21 protein-coding genes and 1 tRNA gene are annotated in these 21,725 nt (G+C 68.1%); 18 read left to right on the forward strand and 4 right to left on the reverse strand.

Annotated elements, in window-relative coordinates:
- Nucleotides 1-3 precede the first annotated feature (3 nt).
- Nucleotides 4-2,175 carry a 4-alpha-glucanotransferase gene (malQ, locus tag ACTWQD_RS07745; protein ID WP_443195581.1) on the forward strand — a complete coding sequence of 724 codons (2,172 nt, stop codon included), beginning with the start codon at nucleotides 4-6 and terminating at the stop codon, nucleotides 2,173-2,175.
- Nucleotides 2,159-2,482, forward strand: coding sequence for a hypothetical protein (locus ACTWQD_RS07750; RefSeq protein ID WP_443195582.1), 324 nt, complete (start codon nucleotides 2,159-2,161; stop codon nucleotides 2,480-2,482). The genes malQ and ACTWQD_RS07750 overlap by 17 nt, the downstream gene beginning before the upstream one ends.
- Before the next feature lie 119 nt (nucleotides 2,483-2,601).
- Here the strand turns inward: ACTWQD_RS07750 and ACTWQD_RS07755 are convergent.
- A tRNA-Leu gene (locus tag ACTWQD_RS07755) sits at nucleotides 2,602-2,684 on the reverse strand.
- Between the two features lie 163 nt (nucleotides 2,685-2,847).
- Between ACTWQD_RS07755 and ACTWQD_RS07760 the strand changes: the two genes are divergently transcribed.
- Together ACTWQD_RS07760 and ACTWQD_RS07765 are read left to right on the forward strand one after the other, a co-directional pair.
- Nucleotides 2,848-4,152 carry a M20/M25/M40 family metallo-hydrolase gene (locus ACTWQD_RS07760; protein ID WP_443195583.1) on the forward strand — a complete coding sequence of 435 codons (1,305 nt, stop codon included), beginning with the start codon at nucleotides 2,848-2,850 and terminating at the stop codon, nucleotides 4,150-4,152.
- Nucleotides 4,153-4,167: 15 nt separating this feature from the next.
- Entirely contained in the window at nucleotides 4,168-5,343 is a 1,176-nt protein-coding gene (locus ACTWQD_RS07765) for an acyl-CoA dehydrogenase family protein (protein ID WP_443195584.1), read from the forward strand.
- Nucleotides 5,344-5,428: 85 nt separating this feature from the next.
- Here the strand turns inward: ACTWQD_RS07765 and ACTWQD_RS07770 are convergent, their stop codons facing one another.
- Nucleotides 5,429-5,662, reverse strand: a complete 234-nt coding sequence (locus ACTWQD_RS07770) for a DUF5703 family protein (protein WP_024366712.1) — start codon at nucleotides 5,660-5,662, stop codon at nucleotides 5,429-5,431.
- Between the two features lie 39 nt (nucleotides 5,663-5,701).
- Between ACTWQD_RS07770 and ACTWQD_RS07775 the strand changes: the two genes are divergently transcribed.
- Nucleotides 5,702-5,968: a hypothetical protein gene (locus ACTWQD_RS07775; RefSeq protein WP_443195585.1), complete on the forward strand. Its 267-nt coding sequence runs from the start codon at nucleotides 5,702-5,704 to the stop codon at nucleotides 5,966-5,968.
- A 43-nt stretch (nucleotides 5,969-6,011) separates the two neighbouring features.
- Here ACTWQD_RS07775 and ACTWQD_RS07780 read toward each other — a convergent pair whose 3' ends face one another.
- Nucleotides 6,012-6,947: an aldo/keto reductase gene (locus ACTWQD_RS07780; RefSeq protein ID WP_443195586.1), complete on the reverse strand. Its 936-nt coding sequence runs from the start codon at nucleotides 6,945-6,947 to the stop codon at nucleotides 6,012-6,014.
- Between the two features lie 52 nt (nucleotides 6,948-6,999).
- On the opposite strand from ACTWQD_RS07780, the gene ACTWQD_RS07785 reads away from it, so the two are divergent.
- Nucleotides 7,000-7,833, forward strand: coding sequence for an undecaprenyl-diphosphate phosphatase (locus ACTWQD_RS07785; RefSeq protein ID WP_443195587.1), 834 nt, complete (start codon nucleotides 7,000-7,002; stop codon nucleotides 7,831-7,833).
- 15 nt (nucleotides 7,834-7,848) lie between these two features.
- A complete protein-coding gene (gene mshC, locus ACTWQD_RS07790) occupies nucleotides 7,849-9,129 on the forward strand; it encodes a cysteine--1-D-myo-inosityl 2-amino-2-deoxy-alpha-D-glucopyranoside ligase (RefSeq protein WP_443195588.1) in 1,281 nt (426 codons plus the stop codon).
- 9 nt (nucleotides 9,130-9,138) lie between these two features.
- Here the strand turns inward: mshC and ACTWQD_RS07795 are convergent, their stop codons facing one another.
- On the reverse strand, nucleotides 9,139-10,044 hold the full coding sequence (locus tag ACTWQD_RS07795; protein WP_443195589.1) for a PAC2 family protein: 906 nt from the start codon (nucleotides 10,042-10,044) through the stop codon (nucleotides 9,139-9,141).
- Nucleotides 10,045-10,174: 130 nt separating this feature from the next.
- Between ACTWQD_RS07795 and ACTWQD_RS07800 the strand changes: the two genes are divergently transcribed.
- From ACTWQD_RS07800 to ACTWQD_RS07850, 11 genes are all read left to right on the forward strand, one after another.
- Nucleotides 10,175-10,921, forward strand: coding sequence for an HAD family hydrolase (locus tag ACTWQD_RS07800; protein ID WP_443195590.1), 747 nt, complete (start codon nucleotides 10,175-10,177; stop codon nucleotides 10,919-10,921).
- The gene (locus ACTWQD_RS07805; protein WP_443195591.1) at nucleotides 10,914-12,116 is read left to right on the forward strand and encodes a site-2 protease family protein; all 1,203 of its coding nucleotides are present in this window, start codon (nucleotides 10,914-10,916) and stop codon (nucleotides 12,114-12,116) included. Before ACTWQD_RS07800 ends, ACTWQD_RS07805 begins: the two co-directional genes overlap by 8 nt.
- Nucleotides 12,117-12,277: 161 nt before the next feature.
- Complete coding sequence (locus tag ACTWQD_RS07810; RefSeq protein ID WP_443195592.1) at nucleotides 12,278-13,354, forward strand: tRNA (adenine-N1)-methyltransferase; 1,077 nt, start codon at nucleotides 12,278-12,280, stop codon at nucleotides 13,352-13,354.
- A gap of 82 nt (nucleotides 13,355-13,436) precedes the next feature.
- Nucleotides 13,437-15,227, forward strand: coding sequence for a proteasome ATPase (arc, locus tag ACTWQD_RS07815; protein ID WP_443195593.1), 1,791 nt, complete (start codon nucleotides 13,437-13,439; stop codon nucleotides 15,225-15,227).
- A gap of 38 nt (nucleotides 15,228-15,265) precedes the next feature.
- A complete protein-coding gene (dop, locus tag ACTWQD_RS07820; RefSeq protein WP_443195874.1) occupies nucleotides 15,266-16,876 on the forward strand; it encodes a depupylase/deamidase Dop in 1,611 nt (536 codons plus the stop codon).
- An 88-nt stretch (nucleotides 16,877-16,964) separates the two neighbouring features.
- A complete protein-coding gene (locus ACTWQD_RS07825; protein ID WP_024365265.1) occupies nucleotides 16,965-17,168 on the forward strand; it encodes a ubiquitin-like protein Pup in 204 nt (67 codons plus the stop codon).
- Nucleotides 17,169-17,256: 88 nt separating this feature from the next.
- On the forward strand, nucleotides 17,257-18,087 hold the full coding sequence (gene prcB / locus ACTWQD_RS07830) for a proteasome subunit beta (protein WP_443195594.1): 831 nt from the start codon (nucleotides 17,257-17,259) through the stop codon (nucleotides 18,085-18,087).
- Nucleotide 18,088: 1 nt separating this feature from the next.
- On the forward strand, nucleotides 18,089-18,796 hold the full coding sequence (gene prcA, locus ACTWQD_RS07835) for a proteasome subunit alpha (protein ID WP_443195595.1): 708 nt from the start codon (nucleotides 18,089-18,091) through the stop codon (nucleotides 18,794-18,796).
- 1 nt (nucleotide 18,797) lies between these two features.
- A complete protein-coding gene (gene pafA, locus ACTWQD_RS07840; protein ID WP_443195596.1) occupies nucleotides 18,798-20,162 on the forward strand; it encodes a Pup--protein ligase in 1,365 nt (454 codons plus the stop codon).
- A gap of 110 nt (nucleotides 20,163-20,272) precedes the next feature.
- Entirely contained in the window at nucleotides 20,273-21,205 is a 933-nt protein-coding gene (locus ACTWQD_RS07845; RefSeq protein WP_443195597.1) for an FKBP-type peptidyl-prolyl cis-trans isomerase, read from the forward strand.
- Nucleotides 21,206-21,248: 43 nt separating this feature from the next.
- Entirely contained in the window at nucleotides 21,249-21,644 is a 396-nt protein-coding gene (locus ACTWQD_RS07850; protein WP_443195598.1) for an FKBP-type peptidyl-prolyl cis-trans isomerase, read from the forward strand.
- Nucleotides 21,645-21,725: the final 81 nt, after the last annotated feature.

Below are 21,725 nucleotides of genomic sequence, written 5' to 3' on the forward strand. Positions count from 1 at the left end.
CCCATGGCTGATGGCATGCACCACGACAACGGGCCCGGCAGCACCGAACTCTTGCGCCAGCTCGCGGCTGCGCACGGCGTGGGGACGTCCTACTGGGGGTGGGACGGCGTCGAGCGGTCCGTCCCGGACAGCACACTGCGCGGTGTCCTCTCAGCGCTGGGCGTTTCCGCCGGGGATGCGGCAGAGATGGAAGCGGCCCTTGCCGCGGCCCGGCTGGCACCGTGGCGCCGCCTCCTGCCTCCGATCGCCGTCGCCCGCGAGGGACAGGAGCTGCTGGTCCACGTCCACGTCCCGCACGGGAGCGCCGTCAGCGTGTGGATCATCGCCGAGGACGGCAGCAGGTACCCGGCGGAACAGCGGGACAACTGGGATGCGCCGGTCGACGTCGACGGCGTCCTCACCGGCCGGGCGGCGTTCGCAGTTCCTGACACGGTACCCCTCGGCTGGCACCAGCTGGTGGCAGAGAACGAGGGTACCGCCGCGCAATGCCCGCTGGTGGTGACACCCCCGCAGCTCCAGACCACCGCGGCGCTCGCCGGGCGGCGGAACTGGGGCCTGACGGCGCAGCTCTACTCCGTCCGTTCGTCGCGGTCCTGGGGGATCGGCGACTTCGCCGACCTCGCGGATCTCGCCACCATGTCGGGGCAGGAAGGCGCCGGGTTCGTCCTGGTCAATCCGCTGCACGCCGCCGAGGCCCGGCCGCCGGTCGAAGACTCGCCCTACCTGCCCACCACCAGGCGGTACTTCAATCCGCTCTACCTCCGTGTGGAGGAAATCCCCGAATACGGCTACCTCGACCCGGCAGGGCGGTCCGAAGTGGAGCGGCTGGCCGGGCAGCAGCACGCCGCGAACCACTCCACCGCACTGCTGGACCGGAACGCCTGCTACGCGGCTAAACTCGCCGCCCTGGAGCTGGTGTTCGGTGTTCCGCGTGACCCGGCCCGGGCCAGCGCGTTTGCGGACTTCTGCGCCGGCCAGGGGCAGGGGCTCGATGACTTCGCCCTCTGGTGCGCCCTCTCCGAGAAGCTGGGTCCCGGGGCGCCGGAATGGGCGGGTGTGGCGTCCGCCCCGGACACCGCCTACTGCCGGGAGCAACGGTCCCTGCTTTCCGGCCGGATTGAATTCCACCGCTGGCTGCAGTGGCTGTGCGACCAGCAGCTCGAGGCCGCACAGCACGCCGCCCGGCGGTCGGGGATGGGGATCGGCGTCATCCACGATCTTGCGGTGGGCGTGAAGCCCGGCGGCGCGGACGACTGGTCCCTAGCCGGGGTGCTGGCACGGAACGTCACGGTGGGCGCGCCCCCGGACATGTTCAACCAGCAGGGCCAGGACTGGACCCAGCCGCCCTGGCATCCGGGCCGGCTCGCCGAATCCGGGTACGCCGCCTACCGGGACATGCTGCGGACCGTGCTGCGTCATGCCGGCGGTATCCGGGTGGACCACATCCTGGGCCTGTTCCGGCTGTGGTGGATTCCAGACGGCGCCGGGCCGGGGGACGGCACGTACGTCTACTACGACCATGAGGCGCTGATCGGCATCCTGGCGCTGGAGGCGCAGCGGGCCGAAGCTATAGTGATCGGCGAGGACCTGGGCGTGTTCGAGCCCTGGGTGCGGGACTACCTCGCGGAGCGCGGGATCTTTGGCACCTCGATCCTCTGGTTCGAGCACGACGACGACGGCCCGATCCCGCCGGAACGGTACCGGCAGCAGTGCCTGACAAGCGTCAACACCCATGATTTGCCCCCGACTGCCGGCTACCTCGCCGGGGAGCACGTCACCCTGCGCGAATCCTTGGGCCTGCTGCGGCGCCCGGTGCACGAGGAGCGCGCCGAGGCCGCCGCGGAGCAGCAGGCCGTGTTCAATCTCCTGCAGGAGCGCGGTCTCCTGCCAGAGGCCGGACACCGCGACGCGCAGGGTACTGTCGAGGCGCTCTACGCCCTCACCACCTTGGCCCCCTCGGCCCTGCTGGGCGTCGCGCTGGTTGACGCGGTGGGCGAAACCCGGACCCAGAACCAGCCCGGCACCAGCACGGAGTATCCCAACTGGCGCATTCCGCTGGCGGGCCCGCGCGGACCCGTTCTCCTGGACGCGCTGCAGTCCGACCCGGGGTTCCGGTCCCTCGTCGGCACGGTCCGGTCCGGACTACGTGACTCAGAGGATGGCCCTGCAGCCTGAGCAGGCTGGCGGGCCCATGCGCCGGGCCGCGCCGGGAGTCGCCGGCGGCCTGGCCTTCGTCCCGGGTGCCTGCCTCGGCGTCGAGGACGGCTACGCGCTCCTGGGCATCATCGCACTGGGCGGCCTCGCGGGCCTGTGGTGGTGTGTGGCGGCCATGCAGCGCCGCGGACGGAGAACCAAGGCGGAGTACGTCCAACACGGTGGCAACCCCGCCGGGACGAGCGACCTGCTGTTCGGCGCAGTGGTGTACAAGATCACGCCGGAAGGCCGGTGGAAGTGGCCGGAACCCAGCTCCAGCAGCGAATAACCCGGCAGGCCGGCACCCCAGGCTTGAAATAGGGAGGGGCGCCGCGGGCACGGCCGTCCGCAGTATTGCACGCGAAAAAGGCCCTGGAATCCATGGGATTCCAGGGCCTTTTCCTGTTGTGCGCGGAGGGGGACTTGAACCCCCACCCCCTTTCGAGGACTAGCACCTCAAGCTAGCGCGTCTGCCATTCCGCCACCCGCGCAGGTGGTATTCGGTAAACCTTTTCGCCTTTCAGCGTTTTGGATTCCTCCGAAGCAGCGAGAAAGACTCTAGCACGACTTTTCCGGAAACAAATAATCGGGGCCCGGCAGGGAGGTGTGGGTAGGCTGAAGCAACAACAGAGCCGCCGCCACGAGGAGTGAAACATGACTGACATCAGGCCCGAGGATGAGGTAGTCAGGATCTGCCAGGAACTGATCCGTATCGACACATCCAACTACGGCGACGGCTCCGGCCCGGGGGAGCGGGCGGCCGCCGAGTACACCGCGGGACTGATGACCGAAGTAGGACTCGACGCCGAAATCTTCGAGGCCGCCCCGGGCCGTGCCAGCGTGGTGACCAGGCTGGCCGGGGAGGACCCGTCCGCCAGCGCCCTTGTGGTCCACGGGCACCTTGATGTTGTCCCTGCACTCCGCGACCAGTGGTCGGTGGATCCCTTCGGCGCCGAACTCAAGGACGGCATGATCTGGGGGCGCGGCGCCGTGGACATGAAGGACATGGACGCCATGATCCTCTCCGTCCTGCGGAACTTCGCCCGCACCGGCCGCAAGCCCAAGCGGGACCTGATCTTCGCGTTCTTCGCGGACGAGGAGGCCGGCGGCACCTACGGCGCCCGGTACGCCATCGAGAAGCGGCCGGAACTTTTTGACGGCGCCACCGAGGCCATCTCCGAGGTTGGCGGCTTCTCCGCCACCATCGGCGGCCAGCGGACCTACCTCCTGCAGACCGCCGAGAAGGGCCTCTCCTGGCTCCGCCTCGTCGCCCACGGGCGCGCCGGCCACGGCTCCCAGATCAACACCGACAACGCCGTCACACGGCTCGCCGGCGCAGTGTCCCGCATCGGGGAATACAACTGGCCGGTGGAGCTCACGCCCACCACACGGCAGTTCCTCGACGGCGTGACAGAACTCACGGGTGTGGAATTCGATCCGGACGACCCCGACAAGATCCTTAAGGAACTCGGCACGGTGGCCCGCTTCGTCGGCGCCACCCTGCAGAACACCACCAACCCCACCCTGCTCAAGGGAGGCTACAAGCACAACGTGATCCCCGAATCGGCAGAGGCCCTCATCGATGCCCGGACCCTGCCCGGCCAGGAGGAGCACGTCCTGGAAACCGTCCGGGAGCTGGCCGGCGCCGGCGTGGACGTCAGCTACGTCCACAACGACGTCTCCCTGGAGGTTCCGTTCGCCGGCAACCTGGTGGACGCCATGATCGATGCCCTGCACACCGAGGACCCAGGCGCCAAGGTCCTGCCGTACACGCTCTCCGGGGGGACCGACAACAAGTCCCTGAGCCGGCTGGGGATCACCGGCTACGGCTTCGCGCCGCTCCAGCTCCCGGATGAACTGGACTTCACCGGCATGTTCCACGGCGTGGACGAACGTGTCCCCACCGACTCCCTCAAGTTCGGCGCCCGCGTGCTGGACACCCTGCTCACCAACTACTAAGGCTGAAAGCTGCCCATGCGCCTTGACGATCTCCTGACCGACGTCCTGCCCGAATCCCTGCTGGAAAGGATCCGCGGCCGTGCAACCGGGTACGACCGCGACAACGCCTTTTTCGCCGAGGACCTGGAGGAACTCGCAGCGGCCGGGTACCTCAAGATCTTCGTCCCGGCGTCCGACGGCGGGCTGGGCCTCGGGCTCGCGGAGGCGGCGCAGCTGCAGCGGCGCCTCGCGACGGCGGCCCCGGCCACCGCGCTGGCCGTCAACATGCACCTCGTGTGGACCGGCGTCGCGCACGTCCTGGCCGCCCGCGGCGACTCCTCGCTGGACTTCGTCCTCAAGGAAGCCGCGCAGGGCGAGATCTTCGCGTTCGGAAACTCCGAGGCGGGCAACGACTCGGTCCTCTTCGACTCCCGCACCGCTGCTGTCCCGGATGCCGGCGGCGGCTACGCGTTCACCGGCCGAAAAATCTTCACCAGCCTCTCCCCGGCATGGACCCGGCTGGGGATTTTCGGCAAGGACACCTCGGCCGGCGACGGCGAAGGACAACTGGTCCACGGCTTCATCACCAGGGACACCCCCGGCTACGAAATCCTGGCTGACTGGGACACCCTGGGCATGCGCGCCAGCCAGTCGAACACCACGGTGCTGGACGGCGCCGTGGTGCCTGCGGAGAGGATCTTCCGGAAGCTTCCCGTGGGTCCCAACGCCGATCCGCTGATCTTCGCCATCTTCGCCTGCTTCGAGACGCTGCTGGCCGCGGTGTACACGGGCATCGGCGAACGTGCGCTGGCGCTGGGGGTCGACGCGGTGAAGCGGCGCACGTCGTTCAAGAACGGCGGACGCAGCTACGCCCAGGACCCGGACATCCGCTGGAAGGTGGCCGACGCCGCCATGGCGATGGACGCGCTGTACCCCCAGCTCTCCAGCGTTGCCGCCGACGTCGACGCGCTGGCCAACCACGGCGGCCAGTGGTTCCCGAAGCTGGTGGGCCTCAAGGTCAGTGCGACGGAGACGGCCCGCACTGTGGTGGACCTGGCCATCCGGGTCTCCGGCGGATCCAGCTACTTCCGCGGCTCCGAACTGGAACGGCTCTACCGGGACGTGCTGGCAGGTATGTTCCACCCCTCGGACGACGAATCCGCGCACAACACCGTGGCCAACGCCTGGCTGGGACCGCTTGAGACGGCGTAGGACCTAAATGGTCCTTCTGGATTCCAGAACCCTAGACGGTCCTCTGGACTCCAGAACCCTAGACGGTCCTTTGGACTCCAGAACCCTAAACGGTCCTCTGGACCTGGGTCACCCGGCGGCGCAGCCAGAAGCGGCGGCCGCCGCCCAGGTACAGCACACTGCGCTCCAGTTCCCACTTGCCGTACTCGGAATGCTCCACGAGGCGGCGGCGCGCTTCGGGCAGGGAATCCTCGGGACTGACCGTCAGTACGAGGTATTCGTACTGCCTCACATAGTCCCGTTCCCGCCGGACCGAGCTGCTCAGAAAATGTTCCTTCATTGCTCTCCATTTTCTACCTTTTCCGGCTAACGTGAAGTCATGAGCATCGATCCGCGTGTCGCGCTTCAGTCCCTGACGTCTGCGCTGGAAGAACACCTCGCCAGCGCGTCGGCACGCCGGGGAGCCGGGGACCCCGCGGTCGAGGCGGCGTTCTTTGCCGTAGCCGATGCCTTCGAAGTCTACGAGGACGCGCTCTACGAAGCCTACGGCGAAGTGACGCCGCTCGAGGTGATCGAAGACGACAGCGATGAAGACGACGACGAGGATGTCGACGACGAGGAAGACCTGGAAATCCTCCAGGACTGAACTGCGCCGCAGGCGCGGGCAGGCCAGGCGCGGGCAGGCCCGCTCAGGCGGGACTGGACACGTCCTCCAGGGCCAGCGCGATCTGTGGAGGAAGCGGCGCCAGCGTTGAATCCAGGATTTCTTTGAGCTGCACCGGGGTGCGCGCGCCCACGATGGCCGTCGCCACACCGGGCTGGGCCAGCAGCCAGCTGAGGGACACGTCCAACGGGGTGCGCCCCAGTCCTTTCGCGGCCATCGCCACGGCTTCGACCACCCTTGACGCCGCACCCTCCAGGTAGGGTTCCACATACCCGGCCAGCCGCGAGTGGGCCGCGCGCGAATCGGCCGGAATGTGCCCCCGGTACTTGCCGCTCAGCACCCCGCGCCCTGCCGGGCCCCAAGCCATCAGACCCAGGCCGGCGTCCTCGACAGCGGGAATGAGTTCCGTCTCGGGGGAGCGGCGCAGCAAGGAGTACTCGGACTGGTTGGCCACCAGCGGGAACCCTGCCACTGCGGCGGCCTTCGCCGTCTGCCAGCCGTTAAAGTTGGAGACGCCCGCATAGCGGGCCCGGCCCGAGCGGACCGCGAATTCGAGGGCGGAGAGGGTCTCCTCCAGCGGAACGTTGGGGTCCCAGGCGTGGGCAAACCACAGGTCCACGTAGTCGGTGCCCAGCCGGGCCAGGCTGGCGTCCAGTCCGGACAGCATCCCGTTCCGGGAGGTGTCGACGCTGCGCCGGCCGTCCGACGTCGTCAGCCCCGCCTTGGTGGAGATGACCACCTCGGAGCGCGCCACGACGTCGCCCAGCATGCTGCCGAGCATCGCCTCGGCCTGGCCGTCGGCGTAGGACGCGGCCGTGTCGATCAGGGTGCCGCCGCCGTCCACAAAGGTGCGAAGCAGCGCCGAAGCATCCTGCTCATCGGTTTCCCGGGCCCAGGACATGGTTCCAAGGGCCAAGGAGGATACGCGCAACCCACTGTTGCCGACATAACGCTGCTGCATGTCAGCAAGCTTACGGGGATTCGGCTGGCTCCATGACGTAGGGTCTATAAACGTGAACTGGTTTGAAGCGGCCTTTCTGGGCCTTGTGCAGGGACTGACAGAATTCCTCCCGATTTCCTCTAGCGCCCATCTGCGGATTGTCGGCTCCTTCCTCCCCAACGCGGCTGATCCCGGGGCCGCCTTCACCGCTATCACCCAGCTCGGTACGGAAACCGCTGTGGTGGTGTACTTCTGGCGGGACATCGTGCGGATCATCAAGGCTTGGACCGGGTCCCTGATGGGCAAGGTGCCCCGGAATGATCCCGATGCCCGGATGGGCTGGCTGGTGATCCTGGGCAGCCTGCCGATCATTGTCCTGGGCCTGCTGTTCCAGGACCAGATCGAGTCCGTCCTCCGCAGCCTCTGGATTGTGGCCACCATGCTGATTGTCTTCGGCATGATCCTCGCCGTCGCCGACGCCGTCGGACGCCAGGACCGCGACCTGACCCAGCTGACCTACAAGCACGGCATCCTGTACGGCCTGGCACAGGCGATGGCCCTCATTCCCGGCGTCTCCCGCTCCGGCGGCACCATCACCGCGGGCCTGCTGATGGGCTACACCCGCGAGGCGGCGGCCCGCTACTCCTTCCTGCTGGCCATCCCGGCAGTCTTCGGCAGCGGCCTCTACCAGCTCTACAAAGTGGTCTCCAAGGACGGCATCACCGGCCCGTACAGCCTCCCGGAAACGGCCCTCGCGACCGCTGTCGCCTTCGTGGTGGGGTACATCATCATCGGATGGTTCCTGAAGTATGTGTCCACCCACAGCTACCGGCTCTTCGTCTGGTACCGGATTCTGCTGGGCCTGGCCCTGTACGTGCTGCTCGGTTTTAACGTCATCAGCGCCTAGCACTAGGCTTGGGCTGTGAAGTCCTGGATCTCCCGCCCCGTTCCCCAGCTGCCCGGCAGCATGCCTGCCCTCCGCCTGTTCGACACAGCCAAAGGCGACGTCGTGACCCTCGTCGCCACGGGCGAACAGTCAATGTATGTCTGCGGAATCACCCCGTATGACGCCACCCACATGGGCCACGCGGCCAGCTACGTCGCGTTCGACCTGCTCAACCGCGCCTGGCGGGACGGCCGGCAGCAGGTGTCCTACGTCCAGAACGTCACCGACGTCGACGATCCCCTGCTGGAGCGCGCCACGGCCACCGGAGTGGACTGGCGCGACCTCGCAGCGAGCCAGATCGAGCTCTTCCAGACGGACATGGAAGCCCTCAACGTCCTGGCCCCGGACCGGTATGTCGGCGCCGTGGAGGCGATCCCGCTGATTGTGCCGGCCATTGAGCTCCTGTTGCAGCGCGGGCTGGCCTACCGGGTGGCCGGCGGTGCCGGCGAACCTGACGGCGATGTCTACTATGACGTCGAAGCGGCCGGCAAGCACTCGGCCGAGACCACGGATGCCTGGACCCTTGGTGCGGTCTCCGGGCTGTCCGACGCCGAGATGCTGGAACTTTTCGCCGAACGCGGCGGCGACCCCGGCCGGGCCGGCAAGCGCCAGGCCCTGGACCCGCTCCTCTGGCGCGTGGCCCGCGAGGGCGAACCCAGCTGGCCGGGAGGGGAACTCGGGGCTGGCCGGCCCGGCTGGCACATCGAATGCACCGTGATCGCGCAGAAGTACCTCCCCGCCCCGTTCACCGTCCAGGGCGGCGGCTCGGACCTGGTCTTCCCGCACCACGAGATGGGGGCCGGCCACGCGTACTCGCTGTCCGGAGTGCCGCTGGCGCAACACTTCGCACACGCCGGCATGGTGGGCCTCGACGGCGAGAAAATGAGCAAGTCCAAGGGAAACCTGGTCCTCGTCTCCAGGCTCCGCGCCGCCGGGGAAGAGCCGGCCGCGATCCGGCTGGCCATCCTGGCCCACCACTACCGCAGCGACTGGTCCTGGACCGATGAGGGGTTCGCTGCGGCGAAGGACCGGCTGCGCACTTGGCGCGAGGCCCTCGGCACGGCCCCCGGGGGGTCCGCTGCCGGGCTGGTCTCGCGGATGCGCACGGAACTGTCCAACGACCTCAATGCCCCAGGGGCCGTCGCGGCTGTCGATGAGTGGGCCACCAAGGCGCTTGCCGCGGCCCGCACCGGATCCGCGGCGGACGCCGCCCTGGTGAGCGACGCCGTCAACGCCCTGCTCGGCGTCGAGCTCTAGCGGCTGGCCCTAGGGCTTGTCCTTGCCGCGGCGCTTGAGGTACCGCTCGAATTCCCGGGCGATGGATTCGCCGCTGGCCTCCGGGAGGTCCGCGGTGTCTTTCGCCTCCTCAAGCTGACGGACATACGCCGCGATTTCAGGGTCTTCGGTGGCCAGTTCATCAACGCCCCGCTCCCACGCGTCCGATTCCTCGGCGAGTTCCTGGGTATCGAGCGGTACCTGCAGGAGCTCCTCGATCCGGTGCAGCAGCGCCAGCTGTGCCTTGGGGGAGGGCGCCTGCGCCACGTAGTGCGGCACAGCCGCCCAGAGCGAGACTGTGGGCAGCCCCGCCAGCAGGGCCACCTCCGCGAGGACCCCGACAATTCCCACGGGGCCCTCATACTGCGAGGCCTCAAGGTCCATCCGTTCCCGCAGCGCGGGGTCATCGGTGGAGGCACTCACCGGAATCGGACGGCTGTGCGGCACGTCTGCCAGCAGGGCGCCGACGAGGATCACGTAGTCCACCTGGAGCGCCTCGGCATGGACCAAAAGCTCAGCGGTGTAGGCACGCCACTTGTAGGACGGCTCCGTGCCCTGGACGAAGATCACGTCCACATTGGAGTCCGGCACACTCGCCTTGAAAATGCGGGTCGAGGGCCACTTGATCTTCCGCTCCCCGGACGCCGTGCGCCGGATTGTGGGACGCGTGAACTGGAAATCGTAGTACTCGTCAGCGTCGATCGACCCGACCTTCTTGCCGCCCCAGAGCTTGTTGAGATAGCGCAAGGCATCACTGGCGGCCTCGCCGGCGTCGTTCCAGCCTTCAAAGGCGGCGAGCAATACCGTGATCCGCTGTCCCGCGGGTACGGGCTGCAGCAGCCGTTCCGGCTCGGGCACGCCGACCGCTTCCGCTGGGTCTACCTCGAAGCTGTTCATCCCCTCACCCTACGTCCAAGCACCCGCGCCACGCATGGAATGAAGCGCCGGGAATCACGGGGGGGCAGCCGATATTCGCCGTAGGCGTACTCTCAGGACCCGCACAGGGCCGCACCGTAGACTGGAAACCATGCGATCCTCAGCGTCCCAGCCCCTGCTCAAAGCCGCACTCTGGGACATGGACGGCACCATCGTCGACACCGAGCCCTACTGGATCGAGGCCGAGCACGCCCTCGTGTCCGCGCACGGCGGGCAGTGGTCCCATGAGAAGGCCATGCAGCTGGTGGGCCAGTCGCTGGTCTTCTCCGCGGGCATTCTGCAGGAAGCCGGCGTCCGGCTCGAGCGCCGGGAGATTATCGACACCCTCACCCAGCACGTCATCCGCAAGGTCCGCACGTCCGTGCCTTGGCGCCCCGGCGCCCGGGAGCTGCTGGAGGAACTGCACACAGCAGGGATCCGCTGCGTCCTCGTAACCATGTCCGAGGCGCCGCTGGCGCGGGAGATCGTCGCCAGCCTGCCCCGGCCCTACTTCGATTTCCTGGTCACCGGCGACACCGTCAGCCAGGGCAAGCCGCACCCCGAGGCCTACCTCACGGCAGTCTCGCTGCTGCAGGAGCAGGACCCGGACCTTGGCCTGCACCACTGCGTCGCGCTTGAGGACTCCGAGCCGGGCGTGGCGGCCGCCGTCGCCTCCGGAGTCCCGACCGTCGCCATCCCGCACATCGTGCCGCTGCCCCACGATCCGCGGCGCGCCATGTGGGACACCCTGGAGGGGCGCACCGTGGCCGACCTCGAGGAGCTGGTGGCCCTGCGCCACGAATTCCCCGATGCCACGTTCGGCCAGGCCCCCGCCGCCCAGGAGCCGGTCCATGGCTGACGCCGGAACCCGCAACGGGCAGGACCCGCAGAAACCGGTCCGCAAGGAGGGGATTCCGCTGGGGCGCATCGCCGGCATTCCCGTCTTCCTCGCCTACTCCTGGTTCATCATCGCGGCGTTCACGGTGATCGTCTTCGGGCCCGTCCTGCAGAGCGACTATCCCCGGCTCGGCGGCGGCGCCTTCCTCGTCGCCTTCGCCTACGCGCTGCTGCTGCTGATCTCTGTACTCGTGCATGAGCTCGCACACGCCCTGACCGCCAAGCTGTTCCACTGGCCCACAGAAAAAATTGTCCTCAACCTCTGGGGCGGCCACACCGAGTTCCAGAGCTTCACTGCCTCTCCCGGCCGCTCCGTCCTGGTCGCCATGGCAGGCCCGGCGGCGAACTTCGTCCTTGCCGGCGCAGGCTGGCTCCTGCTGACCGGAGGCGGGCTGACCGGCGTCGCCGGCATCCTGACGAACATCTTTGTCTGGGCCAACCTGCTGATCGGCATCTTCAACGTGCTGCCCGGCCTGCCGCTCGACGGCGGCCGGCTGGTGGAATCCGCTGTCTGGAAACTGACCGGCAGCCAGGAAAAGGGCACCGTGGCGGCCGGCTGGGGCGGCCGGATCATCGTGGTCGCCCTGGTGGGCTGGTTTGTGGCGCTGCCCCTGCTCAGCGGCGGCGAACCGGACCTCTCCCTGACACTCATCACGGTGCTGGTCTGCGCCTTCCTCTGGATGGGGGCCACTGCCTCAATCCAGCAGGCCAGGCTGCGCGGGCGGCTGCCGCTCGTCGCGGCCGGCGAACTGGCGGAACCCGCGGTGGGCCTGCCCGAGTCGGCCACCGTGGCGGACGTGCTGGCGCTGGCGCCCCATCCCGCCACCGGCGCCGCTCCCGCCGTGGTCCTCTACCGCCCGGACGGACGGCCCGCTGCGGTGGTTGACGCCGGCGCACTCGCCACGGTTCCCGAGGGCGCCACCGCGGCGACGCCCCTCACGGCTGTGTCCTACGCCCTCGGGGAGGGTGCCTACGTGCCCGAGTGGTCCAGGGGACAGGAGCTGATCCAGTACCTGGGCCAGCTCGACGGGCTGGAATACGCCGTCGTCGACCGGGACGGCACCGTCACCGGGCTGCTGCGGCAGTCCGCCGTCGTGGGGGCCCTCACAGGCAAGGGACCCGGAGCCGGCAAGCGGATGTACGGCCAAAACCGGTAGAGTTACCTGCCGGTCGTGTATTTCCGGCCCTGTTGTCCATAGGGGCTTCCCGAACGGGGTTGTCCCGTACGGGGTTGTCCCATCAGGGCGCCCAGCCCTCAGGCACGGCCCGCCGGCACCAGCCGCGGCCACAGAGCTTTCCAAGAGCGAGGAACATTTTCATGAGCACCGACACCGCCGCCGGCACCAGCCCGGACGACGCCGGAACAGCCGGCACAGTGGCAGGCACGGCGAGTGCCGCATCCCCGGCCGGCGCCGCACGCCGCCGCGGACCGTTCCGCGAAGGTGAGCGCGTCCAGCTCACCGACGAACGCGGCCGGATGAACACGATCAGCCTCGAGGCCGGCGGCGCCTTCCACACGCACCGCGGCTTCCTGAACCACGACGAGATCATCGGCAAGCCCGACGGCTCGGTGGTGGTCAACAACGTCGGCCAGCAGTACCAGACCCTGCGGCCGCTCCTCTCGGACTTCGTGCTGTCGATGCCCCGCGGCGCAGCCGTCGTCTACCCCAAGGACGCAGGCCAGATCGTCACCATGGCGGACATCTTCCCCGGCGCCCGCGTCGTCGAAGCCGGCGTCGGCTCCGGCGCGCTGTCCATCTCGCTGCTCCGCGCAGTGGGGGACAACGGCTACCTGCACTCGTTTGAACGCCGCGAGGAATTCGCCGACATTGCCCGCGGCAACGTCGAGACCATCTTCGGCGGCCCGCACCCGGCCTGGCAGATCTCCCTCGGCGATTTCCAGGAGGAAGTGGTCCGCACCGAAGAGCCCGGCTCCGTGGACCGGGTGGTCCTGGACATGCTGGCTCCGTGGGAATGCCTCGACGCCGTCGCCACCGTGCTGGCCCCGGGCGGAGTGTGGATCAACTACGTCGCCACCGTGACGCAGCTGTCCCGCACCGCCGAAGCCATCCGCGCCGACGGACGTTTCACTGAGCCCGACGCCTGGGAGTCCATGGTCCGCGGCTGGCACCTCGAAGGCCTGGCCGTCCGCCCGGACCACCGGATGGTGGCACATACCGGTTTCCTCCTGGTCACCCGGCGGCTGGCCGACGGCGTCACGGGCATCTCGGTCAAGCGCCGTCCGTCCAAGACGGAATTCGCCGAAGCGGACGTCAACGCGTGGACCCCGGGAGCCGTGGGGGAGCGCGCCGTGTCGGACAAGAAGCTGCGGCGGGCCGCCCGCGACGCGATCGCCGGGACAAACGTCAAAGACGATCCGGATATTACGAAGTAGTCCGTATTTCGGAAGTCTTCAGCGGCACCCGGCTTCTTGGGGCTAATGTCTTAATAGAAGCGTAGGAAGGGGCTGATGCACGATGGAGACTCCGAACACTGATCCGGGCCTGCCGGCAGAGGACGCGGCGGCCGCCGCGGGACGAACGCAGGGCGACGCTGACCGCTACGCCGCCAGCGAGCTGTCCGTGGCCGAGCGGCAGGTCAATATCCTCCGGGACAAGCTCCGGCATATTGACCGGCAGCTTGCCGCCGCCACGCAGAACAACTCCAAGCTCGTGGCCATGCTGGAAACGGCGAAGCAGGAGATCCTCCGGCTGAAAAATGCCCTCGACCAGGAGGGCCAGCCGCCGTACAGCTTCGGCACCATCCTCCAGCTGAACCCGAAACGGCTTCCGTCCACCGTCAACGGCGGGCAGGCCGCCACCGAGGAATCGGTGGACATCTTCAACGCCGGCCGCAAGATGCGGGTGGGAATCAGTCCGCTGGTCAACATCAACCAGCTCGCCGTTGGCCAGGAGGTGCTCCTGAACGAGGCGCTGCTGGTGGTCGCCGGGCTGGGCTACGAACGCGCCGGCGACCTCGTGACGCTCAAAGAGATGCTCGGCACGGACCGTGCGCTGGTGGTCGGCCGCGCGGACGAAGAACGTGTGGTCCGGATTTCCGGCCCCCTGCTCGCACAGAAGCTGCGGGTGGGCGATGCCCTCTCGATCGACTCGCGCACCGGCTACGCCCTCGAGAAAATCCCGCGCTCCGAGGTGGAGAACCTTGTCCTCGAAGAGGTGCCGGACATCACGTACCAGGACATCGGCGGGCTGGGACCGCAGATCGAGCAGATCCGCGACGCTGTGGAACTGCCGTTCCTGCACCCGGACCTCTACCGCGAACACGGCCTCAAGGCGCCCAAGGGCATCCTGCTCTACGGCCCGCCGGGCTGCGGTAAGACGCTGATCGCCAAAGCCGTAGCGAATTCGCTCGCCGCCCGGGCCGCCGAACGCACCGGCAAGACGGACATGAAGAGCTACTTCCTGAACATCAAGGGCCCCGAACTGCTGGACAAGTACGTCGGTGAAACCGAACGGCACATCCGGCTGATCTTCGCCCGCGCGCGGGAGAAGGCCTCCGAGGGCAGCCCCGTCGTGGTCTTTTTCGACGAAATGGACTCGCTGTTCCGCACCCGCGGCACCGGGATCTCCTCCGACGTCGAGACCACCATCGTGCCGCAGCTGCTCAGCGAGATCGACGGCGTCGAGCGGCTGGACAATGTCATTGTGATCGGCGCGTCCAACCGCGAGGACATGATCGACCCGGCCATCCTGCGCCCGGGCCGGCTGGACGTCAAGGTGAAGATCCACCGCCCCGACGCGGAAGCCGCCGCGGACATTTTCAACAAATACATCACCGCGGACCTGCCGTTCCACGAGTCCGACCTCGCCGAGCACCATGGGGACGTCCAGGCCACCGTGGACGCCATGGTCCAGCGCACGGTCGAGGCCATGTATTCCACGGACAAGTCCAATGAGTACCTTGAGGTCACCTACGCCAACGGCGACACCGAGATGCTTTACTTCAAGGACTTCAACTCCGGGGCCGTGGTGCAGAACGTCGTGGACCGGGCCAAAAAGTACGCCATCAAGGACCTCCTCACCGTGGGCCAGAAGGGCATCCGGATCGATCACCTGCTGCGTGCCGTCGTCGACGAGTTCCGCGAGCACGAGGACATGCCGAACACCACCAACCCGGACGACTGGGCACGGATCTCGGGCAAGAAGGGCGAACGCATCACCTACATCCGCACCATCGTCCAGGGCAAGGCGGGGCAGGAGCCCGGCAAATCCATCGAGACGATGCCGAGCACGGGCCAGTACCTGTGACGGCAGGCGTGCCCGGGGGGCTGCCCGCGGGCGGAGCCATGCGGGTCATGGGCTCGGAGACCGAGTACGGCATCCATGCGCCGTCCGCGCCGGGGGCCAACGCCACCATGATGTCCGCCCGGGTGATCCAGGCCTACGCCCAGGTGACCCGGCAGCGTGCCGCGGGCGGCGCCGAAACCCGCTGGGACTACACGGACGAGGAGCCGCTGCATGACGCCCGGGGCTGGACGCTGGAGCGGAGCCGGGCCGAACCGGAACAGCTCACCGACCAGCCTCCCGTCCTCGACGCCGAGGCCGTGGCCCTCGCCTACGGGCGCCAGGAACTGGAGGCCGACGGCGAGGACGAGTCCGGCACGCTGTTAATGAACATGGTCCTCGGCAACGGCGCCCGGCTCTACGTCGACCACGCCCACCCCGAGTACTCCAGCCCGGAAGTGACCAACCCGCGGGACGCTGTGGCGTGGGATGCCGCCGGGGACCTCGTGGCCCTCGCCGCCGTGCGCCGGCTCGCCGCCGACCCGGACCTGCCTCCCATCAACCTGTACAAGAACAACACCGACAACAAGTCGGTCTCCTACGGTTCCCATGAGAACTACCTCATGCCGCGCAGCGTGCCGTTCGGCGACATCGTCCGCGGCCTGACCCCGTTCTTCGTCACCCGCCAGGTCATCTGCGGGGCCGGCCGGGTCGGCATGAAGCAGGACGGCTCCCGCCCCGGCTACCAGATCAGCCAGCGGGCCGACTTCTTCGAGACCGAAGTGGGCCTCGAAACCACCATCCGCCGGCCCATCATCAACACCCGCGACGAGCCCCACGCGACGGCGGACAAGTACCGCAGGCTGCACGTGATCATCGGAGACGCCAACCTCAGCCAGGCCTCCAACTACCTCAAATTCGGCAGCACCGCGATGGTCCTGAGCCTCATTGAGGCCGGGCTGGCGCCCCGGATCGAAGTGCACGAACCGGTGGCCGCACTGCAGGCCGTCAGCCACGACACGGCCCTCACGGCCACCCTGCGGCTTCTCGACGGGCGGCGGATCACCGCCCTGGACCTCCAGTGGATCTATTTCGAGGCTGCCGCAAAGCACGCCCAGGACACCGGCGTCGCCGACGCCGTGGACGGGGACGGGCACACCCACGGGGTGCTGGAACGCTGGTCCGCGACCCTGACCCAGCTGGGCAGCGACCGGGCGGCGGCCGCGTCCTCCGTGGAGTGGCTCGCCAAACTTTCCCTGCTCGATGGCTACCGGGAACGCGACGGGCTGGACTGGGGCCATGCACGGCTGGGCCTGGTGGACCTGCAGTGGGCCGACATCCGGCCCGAAAAGGGGCTGTACTACCGGCTGCTGGCCCGGGACCGCATGCAGCGGCTGGTCGACGACGCCGCCATCCAGCGGGCGGTCACCGAACCGCCGTCGGACACGCGGGCGTTCTTCCGGGGCCGCTGCGTCAGCCGCTTCGGCGCCGACGTGGTGGGCGCCAGCTGGGACTCGGTGATCTTCGATGTCCCCGGCCGCGGCAGGCTCCAGCGGGTCCCCACCCGGGAACCGCTGCGCGGAACCGAAGCTCTCACCGGCGGACTTTTCGCCCGCCACCGGGAAGCCGGGCCGTTCCTCTCTGAACTGCTGGGACTCCCTCCCGGTTCCTGACCACAAAGAGCCCCGCGGGAGCCCCGGGCGTGGCAATATGGCTTACAGGAAGTCCCTCGCGACGAGGGGCGGACAGAAGGAGAAAGCAATGGCAGGCCAGGAGCAGCAGCAGCCGCAGTCGCGGGACACCGAGGTCGACGAGGACGTCCCCGCAGCCCCGCCGGCACCCGCGGAAGGACAGGCATCAGCCGCCACCCAGGGAGTGGACGACCTGCTCGATGAGATCGACGGCGTGCTGGAGTCCAACGCCGAAGAGTTCGTGCGGGCGTTCGTCCAAAAGGGCGGTCAATAGGGCAGCCCGGCCGCGGCCGGCCAGGGGCTGCGCCGAACGGGGCTGAGGACCGCAAGCCGTTGATCCACTACGTTGAGGGAGTGCACCAGTGCAGGAAACCACCGCCAACCAGGTAGCAGCCACCGCCACGTCCTCCTTCACCGAACACCTGCAGCGCCAGCGCCCCGACCTGTTACCGTTCGGCCAGCAACTTCCGGCGGGCAGCCCCGCAGGGACCGGTGCGCCGGCGCTCCAGGTGCCGCACGGAACCACCATCGTCGGCCTCAGCTACGCCGGCGGGGTGCTCATGGCCGGGGACCGGCGCGCCACCATGGGAAACGTCATCGCCAGCAGGCACATCGAAAAGGTCTTTCCCGCGGACCAGTATTCGGTGCTTGGCATCGCCGGCACCGCGGGCATCGCCCTCGACATCACCCGGCTGTTCCAGGTCGAACTCGAACACTACGAGAAGATCGAAGGCACCCTGCTGAGCCTCGACGGCAAGGCCAACCGGTTGGGCGCCATGATCCGCAGCAACCTGCCCATGGCGATGCAGGGCCTCGCCGTGGTCCCCCTCTTCGCGGGCTTCGACCGCCCTGCCGGCGTGGGCCGGCTCTTTTCCTACGATGTCACCGGCGGCCGGTACGAGGAGCAGGAGCACCACTCGGTCGGATCGGGATCGGTGTTTGCCCGCGGCGCGCTCAAGAAACTGTGGCGGCCCAACCTCTCCGAGCAGGACGCCGTCGCCGTCGCCGTCGAGGCGCTCTACGATGCCGCCGACGACGACTCCGCCACCGGCGGCCCGGACCCCGTCCGCCAGTTGTGGCCCGTGGTTTACATCGTCAACCGGTCAGGCGCCGTCCGGGTTCCGGAGCGGGAACTCGCCGCCATCGCCGGCACCATCATCGAATCCCGGGCCGTGGCCCGGCGGGAGGCCTGAGATGACCCAGCAGTTCTACGTATCGCCCGAGCAGCTGATGAAGGACCGCGCGGATTTCGCGCGGAAAGGCATCGCGCGCGGGCGCTCCGTGGTGGTCATCAGCTGCCGCGACGGGATCGCCCTGGTGGCCGAGAACCCCTCCCCGTCGCTGCACAAAATCGGCGAGATCTACGACAAGATCGCCTTCGCCGCGGTGGGCAAGTACAACGAGTTCGAGAGCCTGCGCCAGGCGGGGGTGCGCTACGCCGACGTCCGCGGCTACTCCTACGACCGCGAGGATGTGACGGCCCGGGGTCTGGCCAGCGTCTACGCGCAAAGCCTGGGGGCCGTTTTCACGGCGGAGCAGAAGCCCTTCGAGGTGGAGCTCGCCGTCGCCGAGGTGGGCTCCTCTCCGGAGGCGGACCACCTTTACCGGCTGACCTTCGACGGCTCGATCGCCGACGAGAAGGGCTTTATCGTGATGGGCGGGCAGGCGGACAGGGTCTCCGAGGCCGTCGCAGCGGGCTGGCAGGGCGAACTCGATTTCGCCGGTGCCATCAAACTGGCGCTGGCCGGCCTCGTCGCGGACAAGGAAACCGCCACGCTGCCGGCGGCGGCTGTGGAGGTGGCCGTCCTGGACCGCGCCTCGGAAAGCAGCCGCGGCACCCGCCGCGCTTTCCGCCGGCTCGAGGACGAGGACATCACGGCATGGCTGGCTGAGGAGAACTGAGATGGACAAGCGCATTTTTGGCATCGAAACCGAGTTCGGGATTTCCTATTCCTCTCCGGAGTCCCGTCCGCTGGCCCCCGAGGAGGTGGCCCGCTACCTTTTCCGCAAGGTGGTCAGCTGGGGGAGGTCCTCCAACGTGTTCCTCACCAACGGGTCCCGGCTGTACCTCGACGTCGGCTCCCACCCGGAGTACGCCACCGCCGAATGCGACGACCTGGCCCAGCTCATAGCGCACGACCGGGCCGGGGAACTGATCCTGGACGACCTCGTCGACGAGGCGCAGGAACGGCTCGCGGCGGAGGGTTTCAACGGCACCGTGTACCTGTTCAAGAACAACACCGACTCCGCCGGAAACTCGTACGGCAGCCACGAGAACTACCTGATCCCGCGGCGCGGCGAATTCTCCCGCCTGGCCGAGATCCTCATCCCGTTCCTGGTCACCCGGCAGCTCATTGCGGGTGCCGGCAAGATCCTCAAGACCCCGCACGGGGCCACTTTCGCGTTCTCCCAGCGCGCCGACCACATCTGGGAGGGCGTCTCCTCCGCCACCACCAGGTCCCGGCCCATCATCAACACACGCGATGAGCCGCACGCCGACGCCGAGTTCTACCGCCGGCTGCACGTGATCGTGGGCGACTCCAACATGTCCGAGACCACAGCGCTACTCAAGGTCGGCACCGTGGACCTGATCCTGCGCATGATCGAGGCAGGGGTGATCATGCGCGACATGCGGATGGAAAACCCCATCCGCAGCATCCGGGAAATCTCCCACGACCTCAGCGGCCGCGCCCTGGTCCGGCTGGCCAACGGCCGGCAGCTGACGGCACTGGAAATCCAGCGCGAATACCTGGGCAAAGTCACGGCGTTCGTCGCAGAAAACGGCGCCCACAACGCCCACGTCCCGCTGATCCTGGACCTCTGGGAACGCACGCTCGACGCGATCGAAAGCGGCGACACGTCCAAGATCGACACCGAGGTGGACTGGGCCATCAAGAAGAAGCTCATGGACAACTACCGCTCCCGGCACAACCTCGGGCTGGACGCGCCCCGCATCGCCCAGCTGGACCTGACTTACCACGACATCTCCCGCACCCGGGGCCTGTACTACCTGCTCCAGTCCCGCGGTGCCGTGCGCCGCGTGGTGGACGACACCGCGATCAAGGACGCGGTGGACGCGCCGCCGCAGACCACCCGCGCCAAGCTCCGCGGGGACTTCGTCCGCCGGGCGCAGGAACTGGGACGCGATTACACCGTGGACTGGGTGCACCTGAAGCTCAACGACCGCGCCCACCAGACACTGCTGTGCAAAGACCCGTTCCGCAGCGTCGACGAACGCGTGGACGCTCTCCTGGACTCTATGGGCTGACACCCAGCTTTCCGCGTTATTCTGGAGAAGTGCCGTTTCGCGGCCACGCTTGCTTTGCCGCTGGCAGCTGCCCGGCGAGGCGTCCATCCTGCCCCGACGAAAGTTCATAAGTGCGCCGACTACTAGCAATTCTTCTTCCCGGACTGCTGCTGCTGACTGCCTGCGGCGGCGGCGAACCCGCAGCACCGGAACCCACCAGCCAGTCCGCCGGCGAAACCGCCAAGCTGGACTCCATCAAGCTGACGGAGAACGGCGACAAGAAGGCGCCCGGTGTCGAATTCACCCAGCCCCTCGAGGTCAAGGAACCCACCGTCAAGGTGGTCACCGAGGGCAATGGCGACCGGGTCAAGGCGAACCAGATCGCCGCCATCTCCATCGTCGCCCTCAGCGGCAAGGACGGCTCCACCCTCGAGGACACGTTCCCGAACGACCCCGAGGAACTCGAACTGACCGACGAGCTCAAGAACGACAGCCCTGTCATCTACAACGCCTTCGTGGGCGCTAAGATCGGTTCCCACCTGGCGCTTGCCGTGCCCGGTGCCGCTGCCGCTGAGGGTGCCGAAGCGCAGCCCACCCAGCTCCTCGTCGTTAAGGTGATCTCCGCCAAGGACGCCCCCAAGGTCCTGGACAAGCCCGAGGGTGAGACTGTCACCCCGCCGGCCGGCCTGCCGACCGTCAAGGAAAACGACAAGGGCGTCCCGGAGATCTCCGTCGAAGGCGCAGCGGCCCCGACCGCCCTGGTGTCCCAGGACCTCATCAAGGGCAACGGCCCCGTGGTCAAGGAAACCGACACCCTCACCGTGAACTACGTGGGTGTGGCCCTGGCCGGCGGCAAGGTCTTCGACTCCAGCTTTGAACGCGGCGAGAAGGCCACCTTCCCCCTCTCCGGCGTGATCAAGGGCTGGACCCAGGGCCTGACCGGTAAGACCGTGGGCTCACGGGTCCTCCTGGTCATCCCGCAGGACCTTGCCTACGGCGCAGAGGGCCAGGGCGACGCCAAGGGCGATCTCGTCTTCGTCGTCGACATCCTCGGCATCAAGTAACCCCACACCTTTCCTACCCAAAGCCACGCCAGAAGGAGCCACCATGTCATTTGGACAGCGCAACATCGACCGCCAGAAGCCGGAAATCGACTTCCCCGAAGGCGACGTCCCCACCGAACTGGTCATCACCGACCTGATCGAGGGCGACGGCGCCGAAGCCAAGCCCGGCGACACCGTCTCCACCCACTACGTCGGCGTGGCCTGGTCCACCGGCGAAGAGTTTGACGCCTCCTGGGGCCGCGGCGCACCGCTGGACTTCCGCGTCGGCGTCGGCCAGGTCATCCAGGGCTGGGACCAGGGCCTGCTGGGCATGAAGGTCGGCGGCCGCCGCCGGCTGGAAATCCCCTCCGAGCTGGCCTACGGCCCGCGCGGCGCCGGCGGAGCAATCGGCCCCAACGAGGCGCTGATCTTCGTCGTGGACCTCGTGGCCGTCCGCTAGGGGCCCACCCAAAAGCGCGGTAACAATCGGAAAGTTTCTTCCGGCTGTTGCCGCGCTTTTGTCTGTTTCGGGCAGCGACTT

It is taken from the genome of Pseudarthrobacter sp. 1C304, assembly GCF_052245515.1.
Taxonomy (GTDB): domain Bacteria; phylum Actinomycetota; class Actinomycetes; order Actinomycetales; family Micrococcaceae; genus Arthrobacter.

What these genes read in the sequence shown, in the direction of transcription:
- ACTWQD_RS07795 (WP_443195589.1), bottom strand. Translation starts at nt 10,044, where the DNA reads ATGAACAGCTTCGAGGTAGACCCAGCGGAAGCGGTCGGCGTGCCCGAG.
- ACTWQD_RS07770 (WP_024366712.1), bottom strand. Translation starts at nt 5,662, where the DNA reads ATGAAGGAACATTTTCTGAGCAGCTCGGTCCGGCGGGAACGGGACTAT.
- malQ (WP_443195581.1), top strand. Translation starts at nt 4, where the DNA reads ATGGCTGATGGCATGCACCACGACAACGGGCCCGGCAGCACCGAACTC.
- pafA (WP_443195596.1), top strand. Translation starts at nt 18,798, where the DNA reads ATGGACAAGCGCATTTTTGGCATCGAAACCGAGTTCGGGATTTCCTAT.
- ACTWQD_RS07850 (WP_443195598.1), top strand. Translation starts at nt 21,249, where the DNA reads ATGTCATTTGGACAGCGCAACATCGACCGCCAGAAGCCGGAAATCGAC.
- ACTWQD_RS07750 (WP_443195582.1), top strand. Translation starts at nt 2,159, where the DNA reads ATGGCCCTGCAGCCTGAGCAGGCTGGCGGGCCCATGCGCCGGGCCGCG.
- arc (WP_443195593.1), top strand. Translation starts at nt 13,437, where the DNA reads ATGGAGACTCCGAACACTGATCCGGGCCTGCCGGCAGAGGACGCGGCG.
- ACTWQD_RS07800 (WP_443195590.1), top strand. Translation starts at nt 10,175, where the DNA reads ATGCGATCCTCAGCGTCCCAGCCCCTGCTCAAAGCCGCACTCTGGGAC.
- ACTWQD_RS07775 (WP_443195585.1), top strand. Translation starts at nt 5,702, where the DNA reads ATGAGCATCGATCCGCGTGTCGCGCTTCAGTCCCTGACGTCTGCGCTG.
- ACTWQD_RS07765 (WP_443195584.1), top strand. Translation starts at nt 4,168, where the DNA reads ATGCGCCTTGACGATCTCCTGACCGACGTCCTGCCCGAATCCCTGCTG.
- prcA (WP_443195595.1), top strand. Translation starts at nt 18,089, where the DNA reads ATGACCCAGCAGTTCTACGTATCGCCCGAGCAGCTGATGAAGGACCGC.
- ACTWQD_RS07825 (WP_024365265.1), top strand. Translation starts at nt 16,965, where the DNA reads ATGGCAGGCCAGGAGCAGCAGCAGCCGCAGTCGCGGGACACCGAGGTC.
- dop (WP_443195874.1), top strand. Translation starts at nt 15,266, where the DNA reads ATGCGGGTCATGGGCTCGGAGACCGAGTACGGCATCCATGCGCCGTCC.
- ACTWQD_RS07780 (WP_443195586.1), bottom strand. Translation starts at nt 6,947, where the DNA reads ATGCAGCAGCGTTATGTCGGCAACAGTGGGTTGCGCGTATCCTCCTTG.
- ACTWQD_RS07810 (WP_443195592.1), top strand. Translation starts at nt 12,278, where the DNA reads ATGAGCACCGACACCGCCGCCGGCACCAGCCCGGACGACGCCGGAACA.
- ACTWQD_RS07805 (WP_443195591.1), top strand. Translation starts at nt 10,914, where the DNA reads ATGGCTGACGCCGGAACCCGCAACGGGCAGGACCCGCAGAAACCGGTC.
- ACTWQD_RS07760 (WP_443195583.1), top strand. Translation starts at nt 2,848, where the DNA reads ATGACTGACATCAGGCCCGAGGATGAGGTAGTCAGGATCTGCCAGGAA.